The 24,186-nt window shown below is 70.0% G+C and carries 16 protein-coding genes; 4 read left to right on the top strand and 12 right to left on the bottom strand.

Features of this window, described 5'->3' with window-relative positions; genetic code table 11:
* Positions 1–28: 28 nt before the first annotated feature.
* On the bottom strand, positions 29–1,639 hold the full coding sequence (locus AB0K60_RS05015) for an ABC transporter substrate-binding protein (RefSeq protein ID WP_364048717.1): 1,611 nt from the start codon (positions 1,637–1,639) through the stop codon (positions 29–31).
* 581 nt (positions 1,640–2,220) lie between these two features.
* Here AB0K60_RS05015 and AB0K60_RS05010 point away from each other — a divergent pair.
* The gene (locus AB0K60_RS05010) at positions 2,221–3,336 is read left to right on the top strand and encodes a zinc-binding dehydrogenase (protein WP_364048715.1); all 1,116 of its coding nucleotides are present in this window, start codon (positions 2,221–2,223) and stop codon (positions 3,334–3,336) included.
* A gap of 22 nt (positions 3,337–3,358) precedes the next feature.
* Positions 3,359–4,363 carry an amidohydrolase family protein gene (locus AB0K60_RS05005; protein WP_364048713.1) on the top strand — a complete coding sequence of 335 codons (1,005 nt, stop codon included), beginning with the start codon at positions 3,359–3,361 and terminating at the stop codon, positions 4,361–4,363.
* Positions 4,364–4,448: 85 nt separating this feature from the next.
* Here AB0K60_RS05005 and AB0K60_RS05000 read toward each other — a convergent pair whose 3' ends face one another.
* The 5 genes from AB0K60_RS05000 to AB0K60_RS04980 all read right to left on the bottom strand — a co-directional run bounded on the left by AB0K60_RS05000 (position 4,449) and on the right by AB0K60_RS04980 (position 14,402).
* Positions 4,449–6,626, bottom strand: coding sequence for a hypothetical protein (locus AB0K60_RS05000; RefSeq protein ID WP_364048711.1), 2,178 nt, complete (start codon positions 6,624–6,626; stop codon positions 4,449–4,451).
* Positions 6,623–7,822 (bottom strand): VWA domain-containing protein, encoded by a 1,200-nt coding sequence (locus AB0K60_RS04995; protein ID WP_364048709.1) that lies wholly within the window; start codon positions 7,820–7,822, stop codon positions 6,623–6,625. The genes AB0K60_RS05000 and AB0K60_RS04995 overlap by 4 nt, the downstream gene beginning before the upstream one ends.
* A 143-nt stretch (positions 7,823–7,965) precedes the next feature.
* Entirely contained in the window at positions 7,966–10,479 is a 2,514-nt protein-coding gene (locus AB0K60_RS04990) for a DUF5682 family protein (RefSeq protein ID WP_364048707.1), read from the bottom strand.
* A complete protein-coding gene (locus AB0K60_RS04985; RefSeq protein ID WP_364048705.1) occupies positions 10,437–11,534 on the bottom strand; it encodes an AAA family ATPase in 1,098 nt (365 codons plus the stop codon). Before AB0K60_RS04985 ends, AB0K60_RS04990 begins: the two co-directional genes overlap by 43 nt.
* Positions 11,535–11,579: 45 nt before the next feature.
* Positions 11,580–14,402 carry a DUF4132 domain-containing protein gene (locus AB0K60_RS04980; protein ID WP_364049284.1) on the bottom strand — a complete coding sequence of 941 codons (2,823 nt, stop codon included), beginning with the start codon at positions 14,400–14,402 and terminating at the stop codon, positions 11,580–11,582.
* A gap of 174 nt (positions 14,403–14,576) precedes the next feature.
* Here AB0K60_RS04980 and AB0K60_RS04975 point away from each other — a divergent pair, with 174 nt between their 5' ends.
* The gene (locus AB0K60_RS04975; RefSeq protein WP_364048703.1) at positions 14,577–14,885 is read left to right on the top strand and encodes a hypothetical protein; all 309 of its coding nucleotides are present in this window, start codon (positions 14,577–14,579) and stop codon (positions 14,883–14,885) included.
* A 272-nt stretch (positions 14,886–15,157) separates the two neighbouring features.
* Here AB0K60_RS04975 and AB0K60_RS04970 read toward each other — a convergent pair whose 3' ends face one another.
* Positions 15,158–18,523, bottom strand: coding sequence for a DUF4132 domain-containing protein (locus AB0K60_RS04970; protein WP_364048701.1), 3,366 nt, complete (start codon positions 18,521–18,523; stop codon positions 15,158–15,160).
* A gap of 217 nt (positions 18,524–18,740) precedes the next feature.
* Positions 18,741–19,358 (bottom strand): DUF6461 domain-containing protein, encoded by a 618-nt coding sequence (locus AB0K60_RS04965; protein ID WP_364048699.1) that lies wholly within the window; start codon positions 19,356–19,358, stop codon positions 18,741–18,743.
* A 317-nt stretch (positions 19,359–19,675) separates the two neighbouring features.
* Between AB0K60_RS04965 and AB0K60_RS04960 the strand changes: the two genes are divergently transcribed.
* The gene (locus AB0K60_RS04960) at positions 19,676–20,068 is read left to right on the top strand and encodes a hypothetical protein (protein WP_364048697.1); all 393 of its coding nucleotides are present in this window, start codon (positions 19,676–19,678) and stop codon (positions 20,066–20,068) included.
* A 109-nt stretch (positions 20,069–20,177) separates the two neighbouring features.
* Here AB0K60_RS04960 and AB0K60_RS04955 read toward each other — a convergent pair whose 3' ends face one another.
* From AB0K60_RS04955 to AB0K60_RS04940, 4 genes are all read right to left on the bottom strand, one after another.
* On the bottom strand, positions 20,178–20,381 hold the full coding sequence (locus AB0K60_RS04955; protein ID WP_364048695.1) for a DUF397 domain-containing protein: 204 nt from the start codon (positions 20,379–20,381) through the stop codon (positions 20,178–20,180).
* Between the two features lie 308 nt (positions 20,382–20,689).
* Positions 20,690–20,896: a DUF397 domain-containing protein gene (locus tag AB0K60_RS04950; RefSeq protein ID WP_364048693.1), complete on the bottom strand. Its 207-nt coding sequence runs from the start codon at positions 20,894–20,896 to the stop codon at positions 20,690–20,692.
* Positions 20,887–21,714: a helix-turn-helix transcriptional regulator gene (locus tag AB0K60_RS04945; RefSeq protein ID WP_364048691.1), complete on the bottom strand. Its 828-nt coding sequence runs from the start codon at positions 21,712–21,714 to the stop codon at positions 20,887–20,889. The genes AB0K60_RS04950 and AB0K60_RS04945 overlap by 10 nt, the downstream gene beginning before the upstream one ends.
* Before the next feature lie 442 nt (positions 21,715–22,156).
* Complete coding sequence (locus AB0K60_RS04940; protein ID WP_364048689.1) at positions 22,157–24,004, bottom strand: DUF4132 domain-containing protein; 1,848 nt, start codon at positions 24,002–24,004, stop codon at positions 22,157–22,159.
* Positions 24,005–24,186 lie beyond the last annotated feature (182 nt).

Raw genomic sequence — 24,186 nt, 5'->3', positions numbered from 1 at the left:
TTCCGGTTACGCCGCTCTACGGCGAGCGTCACTGACTCCTCCAGACCTTGTCCCACAGCACCGCCGAGTTGACGACCAAGGGCGGGATCTTGGTGGTGAGGCCGGGTCCGTACACGCCCTTCACCGCCACGTTCGCCGGGGCGAACGCCAGGCCGAACGGCGCGTACGCCTTGTCGCTGATGTACTTGCCGAGCTCGTTGTAGATCTGCTCACGCTCGGTCGCGTCGATGGAGGACGCGCCCTTGCTCATCAGCTCGTCGACCTTGGGGTCCTTCACGCCGCTGAACGGCGAGGTGGACTGGAAGCGGAAGGCGACGCCCACGCCGGCGGCCGGGTCCCACGCGCCCGCGGTCTGCAGCATGGCCTGCCACTTGCCGGAGTTGAACTGCTCGACCAGCGTGGAGAGCTGGTGGTCGGTGATGGTGACCTGGATGCCGGCCTGCTGCCACTGGGTCTGCAGCGCCGTCATCACCTGCTTGGCCACGTACGAGGACAGGGTGCCGAGCTCGACCTTGAGGCCGCCGAGCTCCTGCACGAGCTGCTTGGCCTTCGCCAGGTCGTAGGTGCGGTAGCCGGGCACGGTCTGGTTGTAGAAGAGGCCGCCGGGCGCGGTGAACGACTGGCTCACCGGGTAGGCCTCCTTGAACAGGCCCTTCGCGATCGCGTCGAAGTCGGTCGCGTAGTAGATCGCCTGCCGCGCCTTCTCGTTGTCGAATGGTGCGGTCTTGGTGTTGAGCTGGACGACGTACGGCGACGTCGGCGGCTGGAGCGTGACGACGAGCCGGTCGTTGTTCTGGGCCTGCTCCAGCAGCGGCACGGTGCTCATGCCCTCGTACGCCTGGGCCTGGCCGGCCAGCAGCGCCTGGAAGGCGGCCTGGTCACCGCCGATCGCCTTGAAAGTGATCTTGTCGAGGTAGGGCAGCCCCGGCTTGAAGTAGTCGGGGTTGCGCTGCAGCACCAGCTCCGAGCTCATCTTGTTGCTGACGACCTTGAACGGGCCGGCGCCGACCGGGGTGACCCGGAACTTGTCCTCGCCGAGCTGCTTGAGCGCGGTCGGGGAGGCGATCCAGTTGACGTTCGAGACCGGGAAGCCGTTGATGACGGCGGCGTTCGGCTGGGTGAACTTGATCACGACGGTGTCCGTGCCCTCGATCGTGATCGGGTCCTTCTCCACCAGCGGCCAGCGCGGCGCGCAGGAGCAGTTGGACTTCAGGTCGCGCTCGAAGTTGAACTTCACGGCCTCGGCGTCGAGCGCGGTGCCGTCGGTGAACTTGATGCCCTCGCGGATCTTGATCTTCAGGGTCTTGCCGCCGTCGAGCAGCTCGTAGCTCTCGGCCTGGTTGGGCTCGACCTTGGCGTTGGAGCCGTCGTCGTTGGCGGTGAGCGCGAACAGACCGCCGTAGATGGAGCTCATCTGGGGGAGGTTCGCGCCGCCGGTGGTGTTGGTCGCCGGGTCGAGCCCGGTCGGCCATGCGCCGCTGAAGCCGGCGTCCTCCAGCACGGTGATCTCGCCACCGCGCCGAGGCGACTCCACCGCCGCCGACGAACCGCCCGTGGACGCACTCTGGGTGCTGCTGCATGCGGCAACGCCCAGCAGCGCCGCCAGAAGGACAGCTATTCGCTGTGTCTTCGTTCTCACTCGTGTCCTCCTGCTTTAGTTATCGCGACACAGTGACCGTTATGTAGTCGCGAAGCGCTCCAGGCGAAGGTCGAACACCTTGGGTCGAACCCCTCGAACGTGGACCCCCGACCACTCCGGAGTGTGGCCTGGCTCACTGATGAGCCAAGAGTGACCGTGTGCTCTCCGCCCGGCAAAGCAGGCTTCTGTGAGACGGAAGACAAGGTTCGGATCGCGTATACGCGAAGATCGCGGCAGCAGGATGCCGCGCGCAATACCGGGACAAATGACGTATCCAGGCTGCGACTATTCGACAGTGGGTACGCCCGTCATTAGCGAGTTATCCCATGACATGACGGTTGATTAGCGTCTGTCGGGTCGCAGCGAGGGCGGGCCGCCGATGTTCCCATGGTGGACCGCCGGGGCGAGCGATTGGTTTCCGCGACGTGAAATCCACGTCGCTTTCACCCGACCCCCTCGACATTCTGACTGCGAGGCACAACGCGGATCGGCGCGACGCGGGGCGGCGCGACCGGCCATCGAGGCGTCGCGACGCGCCGGGCCGCACCGACCGATCCACCAGAAGAGAGGCCGGCCTTCTTATGGCAGACACGGTACGCGCGGCTGTTCAGGTAGCTCCCCGGAAGATCGAGATACGCGAGTTCCCACGCCCGAAGATCGGGCCGGACGACGGGCTACTGCGCGTCGAGGCCAACGGCATCTGCGGCAGCGACGTGGAGATCTACAAGGGACACCTCGGGTCGGCGTCGAAGGGCGACCCCAAGCCGTTCGTGCCGGGCCACGAGCCGATGGGCATCATCGAGGAGGTCGGCGAGCGGGCGGCGGCCCGGTGGGGGGTCAAGCCCGGCGACCGGGTGGCCGTGGAGATCATCGTGCCCTGCCACTCCTGCCGCAAGTGCCTGACCGGCCAGTACCAGTCCTGCCCGAACCGCACGGGCAGCCACGGCGTGACCCCGGTCGACGTGGCGCCGTCGCTGTGGGGCGGCTTCGCCGAGTACATGTACCTGTCCCCGAACTCGATCCTGCACCCGATCGACAAGACCCTCCCGGCCGAGATCGCCGCGATGTTCAACCCGCTCGGCGCCGGCGTGCGCTGGGCCCTGCACTACGGCGGCGTACGGCTCGGCGACACCGTGCTCATCCTCGGCTCGGGACAGCGCGGCCTCGCCGCGGTCATCGCCTGCCGCGCCGCCGGCGCCGGAAAGATCATCGTGACCGGCCTGGCGGCGGACGCGCACAAGCTCGCCCTCGCTCGCGAGTTCGGCGCCGACCACACGATCGTCGTGGACGGGGACGACGCCCAGGACACGGTCGAGACCGTACGCGAGCTCACCGACGGCGAGATGGCCGACACCGTGCTGGAGCTGACCCCGATGGCCGCCGGGCCGATCACCGACGCGCTGCTCGCCGCCCGGCACGGCGGCACCGTGGTGCTCGCCGGCCTCAAGGGCGGCCGGGAGATCCCCCTCAAGACCGACGTGATCATCAACCGGGCGCTCACGGTGAAGGGCGCGTTCGGCGTGGACAACCGGGCCAACCGCGAGGCGATCGGCATCATCGAGTCGCGCCGCTACCCGCTGGAGAAGCTGCACACCCACTCGTTCACCCTCGACGAGACCGCCCTGGCGATCGAGACCCTCGGCGGCGAGGTCCCCGGCGAGGCCCCGATCCACGTCTCGGTCCACCCCAACTCCTGATCCCCGCCCGGGAGGTTCCCCCATGCTTGTCGACGCCCACGCCCACCTGCTCCCCCGCGACTACCCGGCCGACGCCCCCGAGTGCTTCCCCCGCATGGAGCCGATCGACGGCGAGACCGCGCGCCTGCTGGTGTTCGGCGCCACCCGGTTCCGCGCCCGCGACGTGTTCTTCGAGGCCGAGCGCCGCATCGAGGCGATGGACGCCTCCGGCGTCACCGCCGAGGTGCTCACCCCGATGCCGCCGCTGCTGCGCTACGACCTGCCCGCCGCCGACGGGCTCGCGCTGGCCCGCTGGGTCAACGAGTTCACCGCCGAGCTGTGCGCCGCGAACCCCGAGCGGCTCATCGGCTTCGGCATGGTGCCGCTGCAGGACCCCGACGCCGCCGCGGCCGAACTGAAGGCGATCCGCGAGGCGGGCCTGCACGGCGTCGAGATCGCCTCCGGGGTGCTCGGCGCGTCCATCGGCGACGAGCGCTTCCTGCCGTTCTTCCAGGAGGCCGAGCGCCTCGACCTGCCGATCTTCGTGCACGCGATGCCGTCCCCGACCGAGCGGCTGCCCATGAACACGATGGGCACGTACGTCGTCGGCGTCGAAGGCATGTTCGCGGCGGGCTCCCTGATCGCGGGCGGCACCGCGGAGAAATGCCCCAACCTGCGGGTCTCGTTCAGCCACGCGGCGGGCGGCCTGCCGCTGCTGCTGCCGCGCGCCCAGTACTTCTGGGGCGGCACCTGGAACGAGGAGCCGCCGATCCCCGAGCGGGCCGTCGCCCACACCGACGGACCGTCCCCGATGGAGTACGCCCGCCGCTTCTACTACGACTCGATGGTGTTCGACCGACGGGCCATCCGCTACCTGATCGACCTGCTCGGCCACGACCGGCTGCTGGTCGGCTCGGACTTCCCGGCGATGGACCGCGAGGACCCGGCCGGCCGCACCCTGCGCTCCCTCGACCTGCCCGAGGACGTGCTGACCGACATCACCTGGCACAACGCCTACCGCTGGCTGGGCATCGACCCGCCCAAGTGAGATCGCCTGGGGGAGCGGACAGTCCCCTTGACGAGGCGCGCTCCCCCATCGAGGGGCTGGCGCTCCCCTCACTCCTCCCGGCGAGTCAGCGGAGCTCGGCCGCAGTGACCAGGTGAAGGCAGGCGTCTACCCAGGTGCGTGTCATGCGCTTGGGGTCGTCGCCATGCAGTGCGGTCCCGAGTTCGGCGAGCAGGTGCGCGGCTGTGCGCAGGCCGAGGGCGCGCAGGTCGCGCACCGCCTCATCAAGCCGGGTCCGCGGGCCCGGGGTGACGTGGCGCAGGCCCCGATGGGCAAGGTCGGCGCAGGCGGCGAAGGCTCGGTCGAGGGCGGCGTCGAGCGGGTCGGCCTGCTGCGCGGCACCGATGTCCAGCGACCCGCTGCCGTCGCCGGGGGCCAGGTCGGGGACGACGACCACGCCATCCGACATGATCGCCAACGGGTCCAGGACGAGGCCGCCGCGCGCCCGGCGTACGGACGCGCTGAGGTACAGCGGGCCGGCGCGATGACCTGCGAGGGTCTCGGCGAGGCGGTCGAGAGCGCCTGGGCAGTAGGGGTTGTACGCGGCGCTGAGCAGGGCCGTCGTGCCGGCGGCGTCCGTGATCGTCGCCTCCAGGCGCTGGCCGCCCGGGTCGTAGCCGATCGCGGCGACCTCGGCGGCCTCGATCACGCGGACGAGTTCGGCCCGCACGCGCGGCCGGATCGAGCGCGGCGGCATCGCGGCCACTTCCCGGTCCAGCGCCGCCAGGTCCCGTACCAGCAGGGAGCCCGGCAGGTCCGCCCACGCCGAGCCGACCGGGGTCACGCTCGTCTTCGACAACCTGCCCTGGCCCATCCGTACGACCCGCCCCGCCGTGCGCGACGCGTTCTCGGTAACGACGTTGGCGGTGGCGAGTGCAGCCAGGGTCGAGCCGGACAACCTGCGACCGGCGAGATCATGCCCGGTGGGCGCCTCGCCCTCGCCCACCTCCCAGCGCCGCCTCAGCACCAGCACGATCCCCGCCGAGGGCTGGGCGAAGTAGATCTCGGCGGTCCGCTCGCCGTCGGCCCCGCCGATCCGGCAGCCGAGCGCGGTGAGCCGTACCTGACGCAGCGGCGTCTCCGCCCGCTCGCCGGCCCCCAGCACCTGCGAGCGCGGGGTGCCCTCCGGATGCAGGGCGGCGCGGTGCCGGGCATGGGTCTCGACGACCAGCGCGGCGAGCCGTTCGGGCGCGTAGGCGGCGGCGCGCTCGCGGTAGGCGGTGAGCTGGGCGGCGAGGTCCTCCAGCGCGTCGGCCGGCCAGTGCAGACCGGCGGCGCTCAACTCTCGGCGCGTCCGCCCCAGCGAGGTGACCAGCACCGGCCCGGCGTGCGCCGCGCCATCGAGCAGCACCTGGTCGATCAGGCCGAGCGCGCCTTCCAGCCCCGACCTCCCCGACCTCCCCGCGCCCCGCCCCGCCTTCGCGCGCGCTCCGCCGGTTGCCTCCCCTGCGGCTTCCCCGGCGACTTCCCCGTCCACGTCAACGCCCATGCCGACGCCCGCATCGACGCCCACATCGACGCCGACATCGACGCCGACATCGCCCCCCACATCGACCCCCACATCGACGCGGACGTCAAGGCCCCGCAGCCCTCGCTCGTCGGCCACACGGCACGCCCACACCGCGAGGATGATGACCTCGCCGCGCCGTACCGCACCGACGTCGGTGTGCACGTACCCCAACTCCCCCGGCACCAGGAACCGGACGGTGCAGGCGGGCAGTTCCACCAGCACCGACGGGTCGTCGGCGGTGGGCCGGCGGATCCGCGCCGAGTACCCCGCCCGCCGGGTCCGCCGCGCCGCATCGACCGCCCGCCGCCCCAGCACCCGAACCAGCAGGGTGTCGTCGAAGTCGCCGGGTGACCAGTCCTCCCACGCCCCGCGCCCGTCATCCGGGCGGGCCGCGATCCCCACCTCATCGTTCGGATTGGGCGGAACGGCGGATTCGTCCTGGGCCGCGGCCGGGGCGGCGGCGGCTTGGCGCTGGTAGGCGAGGGCCAGCGCGATGCGGTGGCGGCACGCGCCGACGGCGGCGCACGTACAGCGGGCGCTCTCGAAGCCGCCCTCCCGGGGGAAGACCGCCTGTACGCCGTCGGGGAAGCGGCCGTGGAGGGTGCCGTCGGCGTCGAGGGTCAACTCGGGGACGATCCCGGCGTCAAGCTCTTTGGCGGCACGCTTCACCAACCCCCGGTTGGCGAGCGCGGCGAGCGCGGCGGGGGTCAGGGCGAGCAGATCGGCGCGGGTCATCGGCCGATCCTCTCGGCGACGAAGGCGGCGAGCTCCCCGGGGGGCATCGCGCCGACGTGCGCTCCGGCGTCGGCGAGACGCTGTGCGAGGTCGCGGTCGTAGTCGGGGTTGGCGTCCTCGTCGAGCGCGGCCAGGCCGAGCACCCGCGTGCCCTGCCGTACGAGCTCGCGGACGGTGCGGACGAGCAGGTGGGAGTCGCCGCCTTCGTAGAAGTCGCTGATCACGGCGAAGATCGTGCGACGTGGATTCTCGATGAGTGTGGCGCCGTACGTGACCGCGCGGGCGATGTCGGTGCCGCCGCCGAGCTGCACCTTGAGGAGCAGTTCCACCGGGTCGGTGACGTCGGAGGTCAGGTCCACCACCTCGGTGTCGAACGCGACCAGGTGGGTCTTGAGCCCCGGAAGGCCCCACAGGCAGGCGGCGGTGACGGCGGAGTGGATGACCGAGTTCGTCATCGAGCCGGACTGGTCCACCAGCAGGATGAGCTGCCACCGTTCCAGGTGCCGTCGGGTGCGCGACAGGAACTTGGGATGCTCGATGTAGACGCGTTTCTCCTCCGGCCGGTAGTGCGCGAGGTTCGCCCGGATCGTGCCGTGGAAGTCGAAGTCCCTCGCGCTCTTCAACCGGCTCGGCCGCCGCGACCGCGTACCGTGGAACGCCTGCCTTACCTCCACCGCGAGCCGCCGCATGAGCTCGCGCACCACGTGCTCGACGATGCGCCGCGCGAGGGCCAGCACCTCGTCGTTCATCAAATGCTTGGTCCGCAGGACGGCGCGCAGCAGCGTCTCGTTCGGCTCGACGCGCGCCAGCACGGTGGGATCGGTGACGACCTCGTGGATGCCGTAACGCTCGACCGCGTCCCGCTCCAGCCGCTCGATCGTCTCCTTGGGAAACAGCCGGTGCACATCGTCCAGCCAGTCCACGGTGGTGAGCACCGACGGGCCGCTTCCCCCCTGCCGGTCGCCGCCGCGCCGATGATCGCCTCCTTTGCCGCCCGCGCCGCCGCGCTGGTGATCGTCTCCCCCACCGCCCGCGCCACCGCGCCGCACTCCGCGCCGCTGCCGATCGGGGTCACGTCCGTACAGCCACTCCAGGGCGCGGTCCCGACGCGCGGCCTCCCCGCTGAGCGCCCCGGTGTACCGCTCTGCGGCCTCCCCCAGGATGAGCCGCCAGCGCTCCAGCCCCGGATCCGGCATCCCGTCAACGCCAGGCGATACCGCCGACGCGGAGGGATCCTGCCCCGAATCCGGCACCCCGTCGGCATCGGTAAATGCCGCCGACGCGGAGGCGGCGGCTAAATCCGGCGAATTCTCGCCAAGACGGCCGAATCGGCTCTCGGTCACGCCGGTTCCTTCCGTGGAATGAGCCCTTCGGCCGCCAGCAGCCGGTTCACCTTCTCCTCCAGCTCCATCGCCTCGGCGATCAGCAGCGGATCGGCGGAGGTCCGCAGCAGCCCACGCGCCGTGCCGGTCAGGCCCCGATGCTCCAGCAGCCGCTGGGCGATCGCCTCGCGCTCACGCGGCGGAAAGAACTCGAACGCCTGCCGCAGCGCCGGAAGCGCGACCAGGAAGTCGCTCTCCGGCCACCCACTGATCAATTCATCGAGAACGCGCAGAACATGACCCCCGCCACCCGCGCCGGAAGACCCGGCGGCCCCGCTCGAACTCACGTCGACGGGAGCGGGCTCGCTACGGCCGGACTCGTCGTCACCGCCAGGGGTCACGGCCGGGTCAGCGGCGGTCACCGCCCGATCGGCGGGAGTCACCGCCGAGTCGGCGGGGGTTCCGACGGCAAGCACCTCGTCGCGGGCCAAGGCGAACAGTCCGGCGAGCCAGTCGCCGAGGGTCTCGGGCCTCGCCACCCCGAGTACGGCTCGCGCCGGATCGGCCGCCACCCCGAGCGACCAGGTCAGGCCGAAGGCGCCGCCGCGCAGATCGGGCGGGGCGGCGGTGTCCGCGCTGATCCGCCCGACCACGGCGAGCACGGCGTCGCGGTTGAGTCCCAGCGGGGCGGCGGCGTGCAGCACCGCGTCCCGGACCGCCGCGAGGGCGTGCAGCCTGCCGAGGTCGGCCGGGGCGGGACCGCCGCGTACGCCCTCCACCAGCCACATCACCCGGGTGACGCATCCGTCGACGACGGTGCCGAACAGCGGGCTGCGTGCGGTGCCGAGCAGCCGATCGTGCCGCCACAGCCCGAGCACGGTGCCGAGCACGCGCCCGAGCGCCCCCACCTCCACCGCCCGCGCGATCCCGGCCGCGATGGCCTCAGCGATGCGGTCCACCTGATCCGCCCGGCCGCACAGGGCGGCGTCGAAGAGCACGCCGGCGAGCAGCCCAACGTCGCCACCTGCCCCGACCGCCCGCTGCTCCAGCACGGCCGACGCGGCCTCGGCGAGCGTCGGGCCGTACGCGCCCGCTTCGATCAACGCCGGCAGCCGGTCGGCGTGCCCGGACAATGTCCACCGTTCCTCGACCACCGGATCCGCCCCGGTCTCCGGCCCGCTCTCCCGTACGAACCCGGGAACACCCAGCACCCGCAGCCGGTGCAGGGCGCGGCTGCGCGCCAGGCCGCGCTCGTCCGCCAGGCGCAACGTGACCGCGCCCTCCCGGTCGAGCCCCAGCCGCTCCAGCTCCGCGGTCGCGTCGTGCACCAGCGGAGGCGCGGGCGTCCCCGGCCGCAGCCGCCCCACCCGGTCGCCGCTCAGCGCGGCGACCATCTCCACCACCACCGGATGCGTGCCCTCCGCGAGGGTCCCCCGCGCCGTCCACGGCAGCGGCCGTTCGAGATCGTCGGTGATCAGCGCGGCGACGAGCCCGTCCAGCAGATCGGTACGGCTCGGCCAACGATGCCCCCGCAGCCGCGCCAGCCCGTCGGTGAGCGCCCGCGCCGCGATGAGATCGGCCGTCGAGACCCGCTGACGCCGCTCCCGCAGCCGCCGCACGACGGTCTCGGTGAGCCCCGCCGCGGCCTCCTCCGCGCCGCCCTCCCACAACCGCTGGTAGTACTCCGGCGAGGGCATCCCGGACTGGTAGCCGGTGAACGCGTCCAGCCGCCGGAACGAGTACGGCACCAGATAACTGCCCGCGACCGCGCCCCCCGGCGGCAGCGGCACCTCCGGCCAGGCCTCCTCACCCGGGGAGACCACCTTCCCGGCGAAGGCGCGCAAAGCGGGCCGGTGAAACCCTCCCGTCACGACCACCACAGGGCGGCCCTTCGCGTGGGCGGTGGCGGCTCGGACCCAGCGGGCCATGTACTCCTCGCGTGCGACGTCGTCCGGGTCCGCCGCCGACTCGCCCCGTACCAGGTCGAAGTAGGTGGCGAGCCGTTCCTCCAAGTCTTCAAGATCATCGGTGGGGTCGTCGGGGGCGGCGAGGTCGGCCTCGAACAGGTGGTCCCAGAGCGTGTCGGCGTTGTCGACGGCGAAGGCGCGGCAGAGACGGGCCGTCACCTCGGCGTAGCGCTCCTCGGCGTCGGCGTAGCGGTTGCGGCGTAGGGCGAAGGCCGGGTGCCAGGCGGGCAGGTCGATGAACCGCACCTGCGCCCCGGTCTCCCGGCCGGTGGTGATCGCCACCCACTCCGGGGAGTAGTCGCAGAACGGCGTCCAGGAGGCGTGCACCCGCTCGCCGTCCCGGTAGTGGCTGAAGATCGCGATGGGCGGCTCGTGCCCGAGCAGCAGCTCGTCGATCCGGTCGTTGAAGTCGGCGGGCCCCTCCACCAGCACGTAGGCGGGCCGTACCCGCTCGATGACCCGCCGGACGAGCCGGGCGCACGCGGGGCTGTGGTGCCGGACCCCGACGAACGTGACGGCCATCAGCCGGGCAGGCGGTGCCGGGCCGCGTACAGGGCCTTCCACTGCGCGCCCTTGCGACGCGGCGCCTGCTGCTCCAGGTAGCGCCGCAGCCGGGCGAGATCGTCGGGATTGTCCTTGGCCGCCGTTCCGGCCAGGCATTCGACGATGTCGGCGGCGGTGCCCGGCTCGCCGCGCAGGAACCAGCCCCGTACGCCGATCGCGTGCGCCACCGACACCGCCTCGGCGGTGCTCATCACCGCGGACGGCCGCTCCATGCTCTGCCCGTCCGCCGCCATGCCGGTGCGCAGTTCCCGGAACGTCGTCACCAGCACCTCCAGCACGTCCCGCCGTAGCGGCGCCTCGACCCCGGATCGCCGCAGCAGCGCGGCGGCCTCCGCCTCCACCAGGTCGAGTTCGGTGGCGAAGTCGGCGATCGGGAACACGGTCTCGAAGTTGAACCGCCGCTTGAGCGCGGCGCTCATCTCGTTGACCCCCCGGTCCCGCGTGTTCGCCGTGGCGATGACGTTGAAGCCCTCCCGCGCGAACACCATGCTCTCGGGCCCGCTCAGCTCGGGCACGGCCAGCACTCGGTCCGACAGCGGCGACAGCAGCGAGTCCTGAACCTCCAGCGGACAGCGCGTGATCTCCTCGAACCGCACGATCTTGCCTTCGGCCATGCCGCGCAGCAGCGGCGCGGGCACCAGCGACCGCGTGGACGGCCCCTCGGAGACCAGCAGCGCGTAGTTCCACGAGTATTTGATCTGGTCCTCGGTCGTCGCCGCGCCGCCCTGAATGGTGAGCGTCGAATCCCCGCTCACCGCCGCCGCGATCAGCTCCGACAGCAGCGACTTGGCCGTCCCCGGCTCCCCGACCAGCATCAGCCCCCGGCTCGTCGCCAGCGACACCAGCGCCCGATCGATCAACGCGGCGTCACCGACGAACTTCCGCCGGATTCCCAGGGCGTCGTCCCCGACGATGAACCGCCGCGCCGCCGCCATGCTGAGCGCCCAGCCCGGCGGCCGGGGCGCGCTGTCGCTCTCGCGCAGCCGTTCCAGCTCGTCGGCGAAGCGCGCCTCGGCGGGCGGTCGTTGCGCCCGTGCGATCGTGTCGGCCGTCATCGTCGTGATCTCTTCTCCTGAACCGGAACGTTCGCGGGCACCGCACTACGCCTCGGGCTCGATGATCTTCGTGAGTTCGGCGAGGAGTTCCGAGGCGGTCACCGGATCCAGTTCGCCGAACGTCCACGGGGTGTCGCGGCCCGGCCGGTAGCCGTCCGGGCGGTCGCCGATCCAGACATAGGTGATCGTTTCCCTCTCGGTGGGGTCGGGGTCGCCGACCCCGTGGCCGAACAGGCCGAGCACCACGTGGCGGCCCGGTGCGACCTCGCGGGCGATGTAGAAGCGCAGACCGGCGTCGTGCGGCTCATCCCACTCCCAGCCGCGGCGGGCGAGCCCCCGCAGCGCGCCCACGGTCACCAAGGTGTCCTCGAATCGCCGCAGCCTCCCGCTCGCCCGCTCCTGTTCGGTGAGGGCGTAGACGGGACGGCTCAACTGCGGGAACGGCTGGATGATCTCGTAGTCGGCGAACACCTGGGACCAGGCGCCGAGCGACCCGCCCAGTTCGACCGGATGCGCGACCCGCACCAGCGCGGACCCTGGCAACGTCAGCGTCTCGTCCTCGACGTCGGCGAACGTGCGGTCCTCGGCGACCCGGAACGCCGTGACCGTGCCGCCGTCCTCGGCCAGCCACACCAGCCGCCGTACGATGTGCCAGACCAGCGGATGATTCACCAGATACGCGGTGAACTCGGCCACCGGCCACGAACGCCGGGTCACCATCGCCGTCTCCAGCCGCGTGAGCTGGTCGGAGGCCACCGTGCGCACGTCCTTCTTCAACGCGGCGAACCGCTTGTACGCCGCCGGCGCCAGCTCCGGATCATCCTTCGCGCCCGGCTTGGGCAGGCTCGCCCGCGGTTTGCCGCCCTCCTCCACCACGTACGGCTTCAGCCCTTCGTCGAAGCCGACGAGGAAGCGGCGCGGCCCGTAATCCAGGACCATGCCGCCCCCGGCGTCCAGCCCGAAATCGGGCACCAGCCGGTCGGCGAGCTGCTCGGTGGTGAGCCCCAGCTCCGCCGCCACCTCGGCGACCTTCTCCTGAGCCCGCGTCTTCAGCCCTTTGAACTGCGCCTTCTGCGCGATGCCGTACAGGTGCATCAGCGCGACGTCGGTGCCGATCGCGGCGAGCACGTCCAGCCCGGCGACCGCCTTGGCGTGCCCGTTCTGTCCCGGCCAGGCCCGGATGACCGGCGTCAGCCGCCGTACGGTGTCGTCGTCGCCGAACAGGCTCAGCTGGTGCAGCACCCAGCCGTCCCGCGTCGGCGTCCCGTCCGCCCGCCACTTGTCGAACAGCGCCCAGGAGAACTCCGTCAGCGAGCCGGGGTCGCACAGCTCCCGCACCACCTCGACCCCCGCGTACACCTCATCCGGTTTCGACAGGGCGAGCACGGTGATCAGGTGACCGACCGCCGCCGTCGGCAGGGCGTGCGCACGGTCACGCAGCAGCACCTGGGGCAGCGTCTCCGGCTCGGCCCACGCGCCCACCACCGGCATCTTGGCCGGTAGATGCTCCAGCGGGTCGGCCCGCAGCATCTCCTCGATCGCACGCGCGGCCTTCTCGCCGTGCGCCCGCGCCGCGTTCGCGACCTCGTCGACGCCGGCCTTGGCGGCCACCCGCCGCAGCGCCGCCTCGGCGTCCGACCGCCGACCGCCCGGCTTGCCGAGCGCGGCCGGCACCAGATACGGCACGGCGTCCACGCCATGCCGCTCGAACCAGGCCAAGGCGTGACCCCGGGCGTCGCCCTTCAGCCGTACCAGCCACTCGGCCGCCACCGACGCGGCCTCCGCGGCCAGGAACGGCAACAGCAGGCCGCCGTGCGCGGAACTCGCCTTGACCGCCCGCACCACCGCCGGCAGCGCGTCCGCTTCGAAGCGTGCCACGATGGGCCACATCGGCGCGGCGTCGCGGTGGAATATCGCCGAGTCGGGTTCCCAGCCCGCGATGAGCGGCCGCACCTGCTCCAGGGGCGCGCCGGCGAACAGCTGCGGCTCCAGGTAGGGGTTGAATCTCCCCTCCCGCCGGAGCGTGAGGGACCTTTCCCAGTAGTCGCTGGAGTACCGGTCCAGTTCCTCGCGCCGCAGCTCCGCCCATCGCTCCCGTTCCCCGGTCTCCCAGACCATGACGCGCTCGGCGGGCGGTGTGAGACCCCGGATGACGACCGGCTTGACGACGTCCCGGTCCCGTGTCCAGGGCGGCGCGGTCAGCAACGGCGGCAGCGCCTCGGCGGACGCTTCCGGTAGCCGCTCGGCGTTCGCCCGGTGCGCGGCCTCGATCGCCGCGCGGGACTCCTGGTCCAGTCCGGGCGGCATGGCCCGTACGAGCTCCGGGTGGATGCGCAGGTGGGCGCCGAGCAACGCGGCCACGCGCCCGTCCGGTTTCGACGTCTGCGCCACCGCCCGTGCCAGCAGCCGCAGCACGCGCACCGGGAACCGCCGCATCGCGGTCAGCAGCGTGGACTCGACAAGGTTCTCACCAGCCCGGTCGAGCAGGGCCTGGAACGCCTCGTCGGATGGCAGCAGGGCGAGCGCGTCCAGCAACGGCCGCCGGTGCTCGGCCTCGGGGTGCCGCTCCAGTCCCAGCAGCAGCAGCGGAACCGCCGCCGTGCCGAGCCCGTCGATCACCGTGCCGAGAAGCGTGGGCCACTCCCAGGCCCAGGGGACCAGCCGCCCGCCGAGCAATTCGACGTGACGAGGCGTCCCCAGGGCGAACATCAGCATCATGGAGCCCGCGCCGTCGTACTCCGCGCAGCACTCGTCCACCCAGTCGGTACGGCCCGGCACCAGATAGGAGACGACGGTCCGATGCAGCGGGGTGCGGCGATGCCCCGCCAGGCGCTCCACGACCTCCTGGTGATCCCGCTCGTCCGCCACGGCCAGCAACGCCCGGAGCGACCGCAGCTCGCCATAAGCCCAGAGAGGATAATTTCGTGCGTCTGGTGGGGCGGATATGACACCCTGCCGCGTATCTGATAGCTCCAGGGAATAGTCCGTTTTGATGGCGAGGGCGGCAATTTCGGCGAAGCCACAGGCGGTGAAGGCGAGGCCATGCTCATGGAGCCAGCCACCCCAGAGCTCCTCGACGGGACCCTCCGTGCGGAAATCCCCGAACGCGGCCAGCGCGACCACCGCCGCGCCCAGCGGATCCGCCTCACCGCGCAACCAGGCGAGCCCCCGCTCCGCCAATCGCGGATCGGTCACCGGACCGTTGAGCACGTCCTCGGCCCGCTGCCGAACTTCCGGGGGAAGTCCACCCCGCCCGGGGGCACGCACCTGTTCGGCGATCGGCCCGCCTCGCCGTACATGCGCCGACTTCCGCCACTGGTGCGGAATGACCAGGGTGTCCTCATCGGGTAGGCCTTGCGGTCCCGCAGCAGGAAGATCCATAACGCCACAATCTAGGGGGAAGCAACTTCAATTTCGCTGTTTTCTGACTATTGGAGTTACTTGCGCAGTTCAGCGCGACGACTTTCCACACGCCCGCGTGGCCCGTACGTCCTGCCCGGCGGCCCACGACCGGCCCGCGTCGCGCCATCGACTCGTACCGAAGCGACCCTCCCGACACCCGGCGAAGAGATTTGCCCAATGGACGTCCTCGGTTCCCGATGCCCCTACCGGGCCGACAGCGGTCAGTCGGCAGGTGCGATCGCCTCGGTCAGTTCGATGAGAAGCTCCGAGGCGGTCACCGGATCCAGTTCACCGAACGTCCACGGGGTGTCGCGGTCCGGCCGGTGGCCGTCCGGGCGGTCGCCGTTCCAGACACAAGTGATCGTCGCCTCGGAGTCCGCGTCCTCGTCGTGGATCCGGATGCCCTGATCCCAGCCAAGCACCACAAAACGACCCGGCACGACCTCCCGGGCGATGGAGAAGCACAGACCGGCGTCGCGCGGCTCGCCCCACTCCCAGCCGCGCAGCACGAGCCCCCGCAGCGCGCCCAGGCTTACCCGGGTCTTCTCGAAGCGTCGCAGCGCACCGCTTGCCCGCTCCTCCTCAGCGAGGACGTGTACGGCCCGTCCGAGCTGCGGGAACGGCTGCATGATCTCGTAGTCGGCGAACACCTGCGACCAGCCGGTTAGCGCCTCCCCCAGCGTCACCGGATGAGCGATGCCGACCCGCGCCGACTCCGGCAGCGTCAGCACTTCATCCTCGACATCCGCATACGTACGATCCTCGGCCACCCGGAACGCGGTGGAAACGCCGTCATGCTCGGCCGTCCACACCAGCCGGCGGGTGATGTGCCACAACAGCGGATGAGCGACGAAAAACTCCGCGAACTCAGACGTGCTCCACCGCCGCCCCGAAACCATCGCCGCCTCCAGCCGCCGGACCTGGTCGGCCGCCGCAGTCCGCACATCCTTCTTCAATGTGGCAAACCGCTTGTACGCCTCCGGCGCGAGCTCCGGATCGTCCTTGACGCCCGGCTTGGGCAGACTCGCCCGCCGCTTGCCGTCTTCATCGGCCACGTACGGTGTGAGCTGCTCGTCGAACCCCACCACGAACCGGCGCGGCCCATAGTCGAGAACCATGCCGCCCCCGGCGTCCAGCCCGAAATCGGGCACCAGCCGGTCGGCCAGTTGCTCGGAGGTGAGCCCCAGCCCCTCCGCCACCTCGGCGACCTTCTCCTGAGCCCGCGTCTTCAGCCCCTTGAACTGCGCCTTCTGGGCGATGCCGTACAGATGCATCAGCGCCACATCCGTGCCGATCGCGGCCAACGCATCCAGTCCGGCAACCGCCTTGCTGTGCCCGCTCTCCCCCGGCCAGGCATGGATGACCGGCGTCAGCCGCCGTACGGTCTCGTCGTCGCCAAGCCACCCAAGCTGCTGCAGCGCCCAGCCATCCTGCGGCGGCATCCCATCCGCCCGCCACGCCTCGAACACCGCCCAGGAGAACTCCGCCAGCGAGCCCGGATCGCACAACTCCCGCACCACCTCGACCCCCGCGTACACCTCACCCGGTTTCGACATCGTGAGCATCGTGAGCACGTGTCCGACCGCCGCCGTCGGCAGCGCGCACCCGTCGCCGCGCAGCCGTACCTGCGGCAGCATCCACGGTTCCGCCCACGGCGCGGGGTCGGGCACCTTGGCCGGGAGCACGTCCACTGGGTCCATCGCCAGGATCGGCTCGATCGCCGCTGCGGCCTTGTCGCCGTGCACACGCGCGGCTTCCACGACCTCGGCCAGACCGATGTCGGCGGCGACGAGCCGCAGTGCTTGCGTGGCGGCCCGCCGCGACGCGCCGGGCTTGCCGAGCGCGGCCGGCACCAGGTACGGCACGGTTTCCACGCCATGCCGTTCCAACCAGGCGAGCACGAGTTTGCGCGTCCGCTTCATCCGCATCAGCGGCTCGACCATCAGCGCCGCCACCCGGGCGTCGAGAAACGGGACCAGCAACCCGCCGTCGATGACGAGGTTGGCCATGCGCAGCACCAGCGGCAGCGCCTCCAGTTCGAACCGCGCGGCGACGGGCCATAACCAGTCGCCGTCGTATGCCCAGTTCCTCCCCCTCGGCTGCCAGTCGTCGAGCAGCGGACGCACCCGGTCGAGAGGCCCGCCGATGACGAGGCTCTGCCGCTGCGACTCGTACAGAGTCACTCCCGCCTGCACGTCTTCGAGAAGCTTGTCCCAGTCCTCCTGGGTCCTGCCGCCCGAGTACCGGTACGCGCCCTTCGCCCACCGCTCCCGCTCGCCCGGCGCCCACCGGACCACCTGCCCCGCCGGCGGCGTCAAACCGGCGATGACGACCGGTTTGCCGACCTTGCGGCGGCGGGTCCACGGCGGCGCGGTCAGCAGCGGCGGCAGCGCCTCGACCGACGCGTCCGGAAGCCGCGCGGCGTCCGCCCGCTGAATCGTCTCGATCGCCGTACGGGACTCTTCCGGCAGACCGGGCAGCACGACTCGGGTGAGCTCCGGATGGGCACGCACCTGGGCGCCGAGCAACTCGGCCACAAGCGCCGCCCACCTCGACTTCTCTGCCCCAGACGCGCCAGAGGCCCCGGTTCCCTCCGACCCACCCGCCGCCTGGGCGAGCAACCGCAGCCCACGCTCCGGGAAGCGCCGCATCGCGGTCAGCAGCGGACCCCGCACCAAGGTCTCATCGGCAAGGTCCAGCAGAACCCGAAATGCCTCATCGGATGGCACCAGGGCAAGCGCGTCCAGCAGACCCCGTCGCCGCTCGGGGTGCAAATGGTATTCAGCAAGGCCGACGGCCAGCAGCGGAGCCACCGCCACCCCCAGCCCGTCCATCAGCGTGGCGATCTCCTCCGGCGTACTCGGAGTCAGCCGACCGTCGAGCAACTCGACGTGCCGGGCCGTTCCCAGGGCGTAGATCAGCAGAGACGACACACGGCCAAGGTAGGCGTACTCCGCGCAGCACTCGTCCACCCAGTCGGTACGGCCCGGCACCAGATAAGAGACCACGACCCGCCCCACCGCCGTGCCGCGATGCTCCGCCAGGCGCTCCACAACCTCCTGATACGCCTGCTCGTCGGCCGCCGCGATCAACGCCCGCATCGACCGCAGCACGCCGACGTCCCAGGAAGGGCTCCCGTGCTTCAGATCGAACGGCTCCGCGTACCTGACACCGTCCCTCATCGATTGGTCCAGGGAGTAGTCCGTCACAGCGGCAAGGCCGACAAGCTCGACAAACGCACCCGCCGCGAAGGCAAGACCATGCTCGGCAACCCAGCCGGGCCACATCCCGTCCACCGCCCGACCGGCCAGCGCGACCACCGCCGCACCCAGCGGACTCGCCTCACCACGCAACTGCGCCCGCCCACACTCACCTAGGCTCGGGTCGGTGACCGGGCTGCCGAGGACGCGCTCGACCGTCTCGCGCAACTCCGCGGAGAACTCCGCACCACCGTACGCGGGATCCTGCGCCTGCCCGGCGCCAGAGCGCCCGCCACGCCGCACATGCACCTGCCTGTGCCAGTGATCGGGCATGACCAGGGTGTCCTCATCGGGCAGCGCAGGCGTGCCCGCAGTCGCGAGATCCATACCGCCACACCGTAGGGGAGATCAACGACACACTGAGGCGTTCCCTGACAACACCAGCAATCTCCCAGCCGAGACCCGGGGAGTCGATATTCGCCTGAATGTGTAGATAAGGCCATCTTGGGTCTTATGCGACCCTCGCGAACAAGACACCGGACCGGCGACTGGAAGGCACTTCGGTTAAGCGCAACTCAGCCTGCGAACACTCCTATCGGGTCGATCAGGCCTTGAAGTGGTAGCAGGTGTGGATCCCACTGAACCACTCATCGTCGATTTGGCGTCCGACCAGGCGACCAGCTAGGACGAAGGCGGAACTCAAACTTTCTTCGACGGTGACCTCACCGCCGGGAGGCCGATCATCAGGGTCGGCCAGTTCGAACCGCAGTCCTGCCATCAGGTGATCGAGAGCGTGAGGATCAACGCCCTCGCGCTCCCTGGGGAAACAGGGGTCGAAGCGGGTCAGGATCCGGCCGTCAGTCGCGTAGGTAAGTAGGTAGTTGCCGCTGATGTCCCAGATGATGTCCAGCACCTGTCCGTCGTCACGAGACAGCCCGGCGAGGATCTCGTCATCCAGAAGACGCCATCCGGCGGGCAGGACCCAGACCCAGTCATCCACGGTGCCGATCCACATACGCTGTTCGAGAAGCCCGACATTGGGACTACGCAGCCACTGCTCAAGGGTCTGTTCGACCGCGCTGTCCATCCGCGCCCCAAGCCGCCGTGCGACCGCCTCTTCGCCGAGGCCACGGCACCACAGGGCGTGGAAGGACGAGTCATTCCACTCCAAGTCGAAAAAGTGGCCGCAGACCAAGCGGTAAAGGTATTCGGCATCCGGCATGTCGGCCTCTCGTAGTAGGAGCCGTCCGGGCGCGTAAACCCGGACGGCCTTCGCACATCAGTAAATCATGGCCCAGAACTTACTGGTATTGACTACCCGGTACACGCATAGAATGCCTGAAGGTCACGGCCAGAGTTCCAGTTATCGGTACCGTCGACGACCATAAAAGAGTAGTCCATGTCGTAAATCCATCTGCTGCCAAAGCGGGAACCGCTACCAAAATCTAGGATGACCGGCCGGACCGACCTTTTAGAGGAGCTGGACAAAGCGGACGAGGGATCTGGCGACGGCAACAGCGAGCAGCCCGAGGAGATGTCATGAGCAGTCGCGCGCAGATGGCCGAGCAACTCTCTATGAGCCCAAGCTCGCCCACGAAGACGTTCGTCCTTGAGGCGCATCCCCAGGCCGATCCCTTGGCGCTTCTGGAGTCCCTGGCGGAAGGAGACCGGCTCGTTCCGACGAACGACGCCTATCTGTTCAGGCTCGAGATCGCCGAGGGAGGCTTCTGGGTGGACCAGCTCGACGGCCGGTTCTGGAGTTTCCACACTGACATGCCGACCGGACCGGCCGCCGCCTATCTCAACAAGCGGGTCAGCGCCAGGAGAGACCTGGACTGGCTGTGGCTCCCGTCAGAGCACCTGCGTGAGCCCTGGCCAGGGGCCCGGGCCATGCGACCTCCCACAACCTCGCGATCGGACTATCCCGCCTGATCGGCTGGGACAACATCTCCGCCGCCATCGGCCACTACCGCGCCATCCCGGCCACGGCCTTCCCTACTCGGTTTCACCGGATGAGAACGCTTCGGCCCTACAGTGGAGGTCAGGACAGGGAGTCGAAACAACCGGCCTTCAGACCGCTGACGAACGCCCGCCACTCGCCGGGAGTGATGAGGAGTTTGGGGCCATCGGGGTTTTTGCTGTCTCGGAGGGCAACGACCCCGGGCAGGTGGGCGACCTCGACGCACTGACCACCATTACCTGAAGAGCGCGATGATTTCCGCCATACGGCGGCATCTAGGTCCATTCGCGTCTCGCTTCCTCAATCATTTGGAGGCATACGTGTTCAGGATAAGCCCACAGTCTGAGCGCCTCATAGCGCTTCCAGATGGCGGTCACGATGTCAAGGTCACGGCGTGATCTACGCTTGGGCTGGCCAGGCATTCCGGATCGACGGCCTGCACGGAGATCGTGGGACGTGCGGCGACCTCCAGCAGATGACCGAAGCTCTCGCGTCGCCTCTGGCCCGCCTAAGCTGGAGGAGGCAAACACATATGCCACGGCTCGATCAACTCAAGCCGTGGCATATGCCTGTCGCAGCCGACACGGTGGAGGTCAGGGCAGGGAGTCGAAACAACCGGCCTTCAGACCGCTGACGAACGCCCGCCACTCGCCGAGAGTGATGAGGAGTTTGGGGCCATCGGGGTTTTTGCTGTCACGGAGGGCAACGACCCCGGGTAGGTTGGCGGCGACCTCCACACACATGCCGCCGTTACCCGAAGAGCGCGATGATTTCCGCCAGACTGCGGCATCTAGGTCCATTCGCGTCTCGCTTCCTCGATCATTTTGAGGGATACGCGTTCAGGATAAGCCCAAAGACGTATCGTCTCATAGCGGCGCCAAACGGAACCTACGATGTCGTAGTCCATAGTGGTTTGCCCGAGAGTCGGAGAGTCGGAATGCACCACATCCGGCTGCCCGTCGGGGAGTTCGGCGATGTAGATCGATCCCACCATGCCGGTGAGACATTCCGGGTCGACGAGCTGCAGCGAGATGGCAGGGCGTGCCGCAGCTTCTTGAAGATGGCTGAGCTGCTCGCGCATCACCTCCGGTCCGCCGACACAGCGACGCAGCACGTTCGCGTCGAACATCACGTAAACCAGGGGCGGATTGTCCCGGTCGAGGATCCGCTGCCGCCGCATGCGGGCTTCGACGCACTCTTCTACCTCGGGGTCACTGATCCCGGGCTCAGCTCGGAAGATATGCCGGGCGTACGCCTCGGTCTGCAGAAGCCCGGGGAAGAGCAGAGGATCCCACGAACGTAGGACCAGGGCAGTTGGCTCAACCTCGTCAACCCAGCTCTGGAACCACTTCGGGTTGCCTGGCCGGGCAATGATCCGTTGATGCAGGCGAACGAAGGAGACACGGTTGTCTGTGCCGAAGAACTGATCCAGCTTCTCGGCGTCGGAGCGTGACGGAGTGCGGGTGGCTTTCTCCAGCCGACTCACCTGTGTCTGGGTACAGCCAAGCCGGGCGGCAATGGCCGCCTGCGACAGCTCTGCGGCTTCCCGCAGCCGACGCATCTCCGCACCGAAGCGCACCCGAGGCGAACCTGGGTCCAGCGAAGGTACCTCGTTCACGATTTTCCCTCCCCGATTCCCCGTTGCCGCCGTTCCTTTCCACCTTCCATCACCCCCGCTCGGCGACCATAGTAATCAACATACCCTCTTCGCCACCCGAAGAATAAAAATCACCACCTTACTTTGGCGACGATTCCGACATACCACTCAGTTGCCATTCTCACACTCAATCAAAAGCACCCATATCACCGCCATGACCATTCACTCCGTGAACCGTCATGCCGCGGTCTAGGTTGGGGCTCTTCATGTGCCAGATACCGCTTATGAGGTAATACCATCGTCCGAATGGGCATCAGATGAGGCCAGAACGAGCCTCAGGCATCTTTCCTCTCCGGGCCGCCGGAGGACGCCATGCCGTCAAGCCATCGTCGGTCAACTGCAGGCGGTCACGGGTCTGGGTAGCCCGGGCGCAAGGTGCTCACAGTTACGCGCTTGCTGTGATTTAGCTGTTGGAGGCGGTCAGTTCGGTCAGGTCCGCGAGGACCTCCGAGGCGATCACCGGGTCCAGTTCCCCGAAGGTGCGGTCGGTGCCGTGGCTGGGCCAGTAGTCGGCGGGGCGGTCGCCGAGCCGGACGTACATGAGCGTCTGCTCGGGCTTCAGGTCGACTGCCCCGATCGCGATGCCCGGGTCCAGGTCGATCACCACGTGGCGGTCGGCCGCGACCTGGCGGGAGATCCATCCCTGCACGCCCGCGTCCTGTGGTGTCCCCCGCTCCCAGCCGCGTCGCTCCAGCCCGAGGACCCGGCCCACGGGCACCTTGAGCCCTTCGAACCGCTCCAGGCGGCCGCTTGCCCGCTCCTTTTCGTCAAGTGCGTGTACGGCCCGCCCGAGCTGCGGGAACGGCTGCATGATCTCGTAGTCGGCGAACAACCGCGACCAAGCCGCCAGCCTCTCCCCCAGCGTTACCGGATGGGCGATGCCGATACGCGCCGACTCCGGCAGCGTCAGCACATCGTCCTCGACATCCGCGTACGTACGATCCTCGGCCACCCGAAACGCGGTGGAAACGCCGTCATGCTCGGCCGTCCACACCAGCCGGCGGGTGATGTGCCACAACAGCGGATGAGCGACGAAAAACTCCGCGAACTCGGACGTGCTCCACCGCCGCCCGGACACCATCGCCGCCTCCAGCCGCCGGATCTGGTCGGCCGCCGCGGTCCGCACATCCTTCTTCAACGTGGCGAACCGCTTGTACGCCTCCGGCGCGAGCTCCGGATCGTCTTTGACGCCCGGCTCGGGCAGACTTGCCCGCCGTTTGCCGTCCTCGTCGGCGACGTACGGCTTGAGCTGCTCGTCGAATCCCACCACGAACCGGCGCGGCCCGTAGTCCAGGACCATGCCGCCCCCGGCGTCCAGCCCGAAATCGGGCACCAGCCGGTCGGCCAACTGCTCGGGGGTCAGCCCCAGCCCGCCCACCACCCCGGCGTTCCTCGACGTCCCCCCGGCCACCGGCGCGACCAGCCGCAGCGCCCGCACCGGGAAACGCCGCATCGCCCGCTGCAGGGCGGGCTGGACGAACCGCTCGGCCACCCGGTCCAGCAGGACCCGGAACGCCTCGTCGCCTGGCAGCTCCGCGAGCACGTCGAGCACCGCCCGCCGCGCGTCGCCCCCGACGCGCCCCTGCCCCAGGGCCCTGACCAGCTCGGGTACGGCCGCCGCCCCGACCCCTTCGGCCAGCGTGGCCAGGACGCCCGGCGAGCAGGTGCCCGCCCCCAGCGTCAACCGCCCGTCCAGCAGTTCCACGTGACGCGCGGAGCCGAGCGCGCACCACAACATCCAGTCGAGCCCGCGCTCGACGGGATCCGCGCAGCACTCCTCCACCCAGTCCAGCCGGCCCGGCACCAGGTAGGAGACGACCATCCGCTGCTCCGGCGTACGGCGGCAGCCCGCCAGCCGCTCCACGATCTCCTGGTACTCCCCCTCACCGGCCGTGGCCACCCCGACCCGGAACGGCCGCGCCGTCTCCTCGCGCATCCACCAGGGCACGTAGTAGGTGGACGCCGAGGCCTGGACGACCCCGGCCAGCCTCCCCCGGTCCCCCATGGCCAACCCGATCGCGGCCAACTCCGCGTACGCGCACACGGCGAAGCCGAGCCCGTGCTCGGCGGCCCAGCCGCTCACCATCCGCTCCCCGGCCTCATGCCGGTGATAGGGGGCCCCGGCGATCTTCGCCACCACCGCCGCCCCCAGCGGATTCGCCTCTCCCCGCAGGTGGGCCAGCCCCCGTTCGGCGATCGCCCCGCCGATGCGGGCACCCCGCCGCGACGCGGATGCAGGCGCCTCCGCCACGCGTCCGGAATGATCAGGGTGTCCTCGTCGGGCATGTCAGCCGCGCCCGAACCCGTCAGGGAATCCATGCCGCCACACCGTAGGGGAGATCAACGACACTTTGGTCGTTTTCTCCCAACGGCTCGGCTCCTCCTGCGCGACCGCAGCCCCTCGATCATCGGGATCTGCGGCGACGCCGAACC

This window comes from Thermopolyspora sp. NPDC052614, from assembly GCF_040678635.1.
Classification (GTDB): Bacteria; Actinomycetota; Actinomycetes; order Streptosporangiales; family Streptosporangiaceae; genus Thermopolyspora.
The sequence above is the reverse complement of the archived record's forward strand: the minus strand, read 5'-3'. Positions and strand labels throughout refer to the sequence as shown.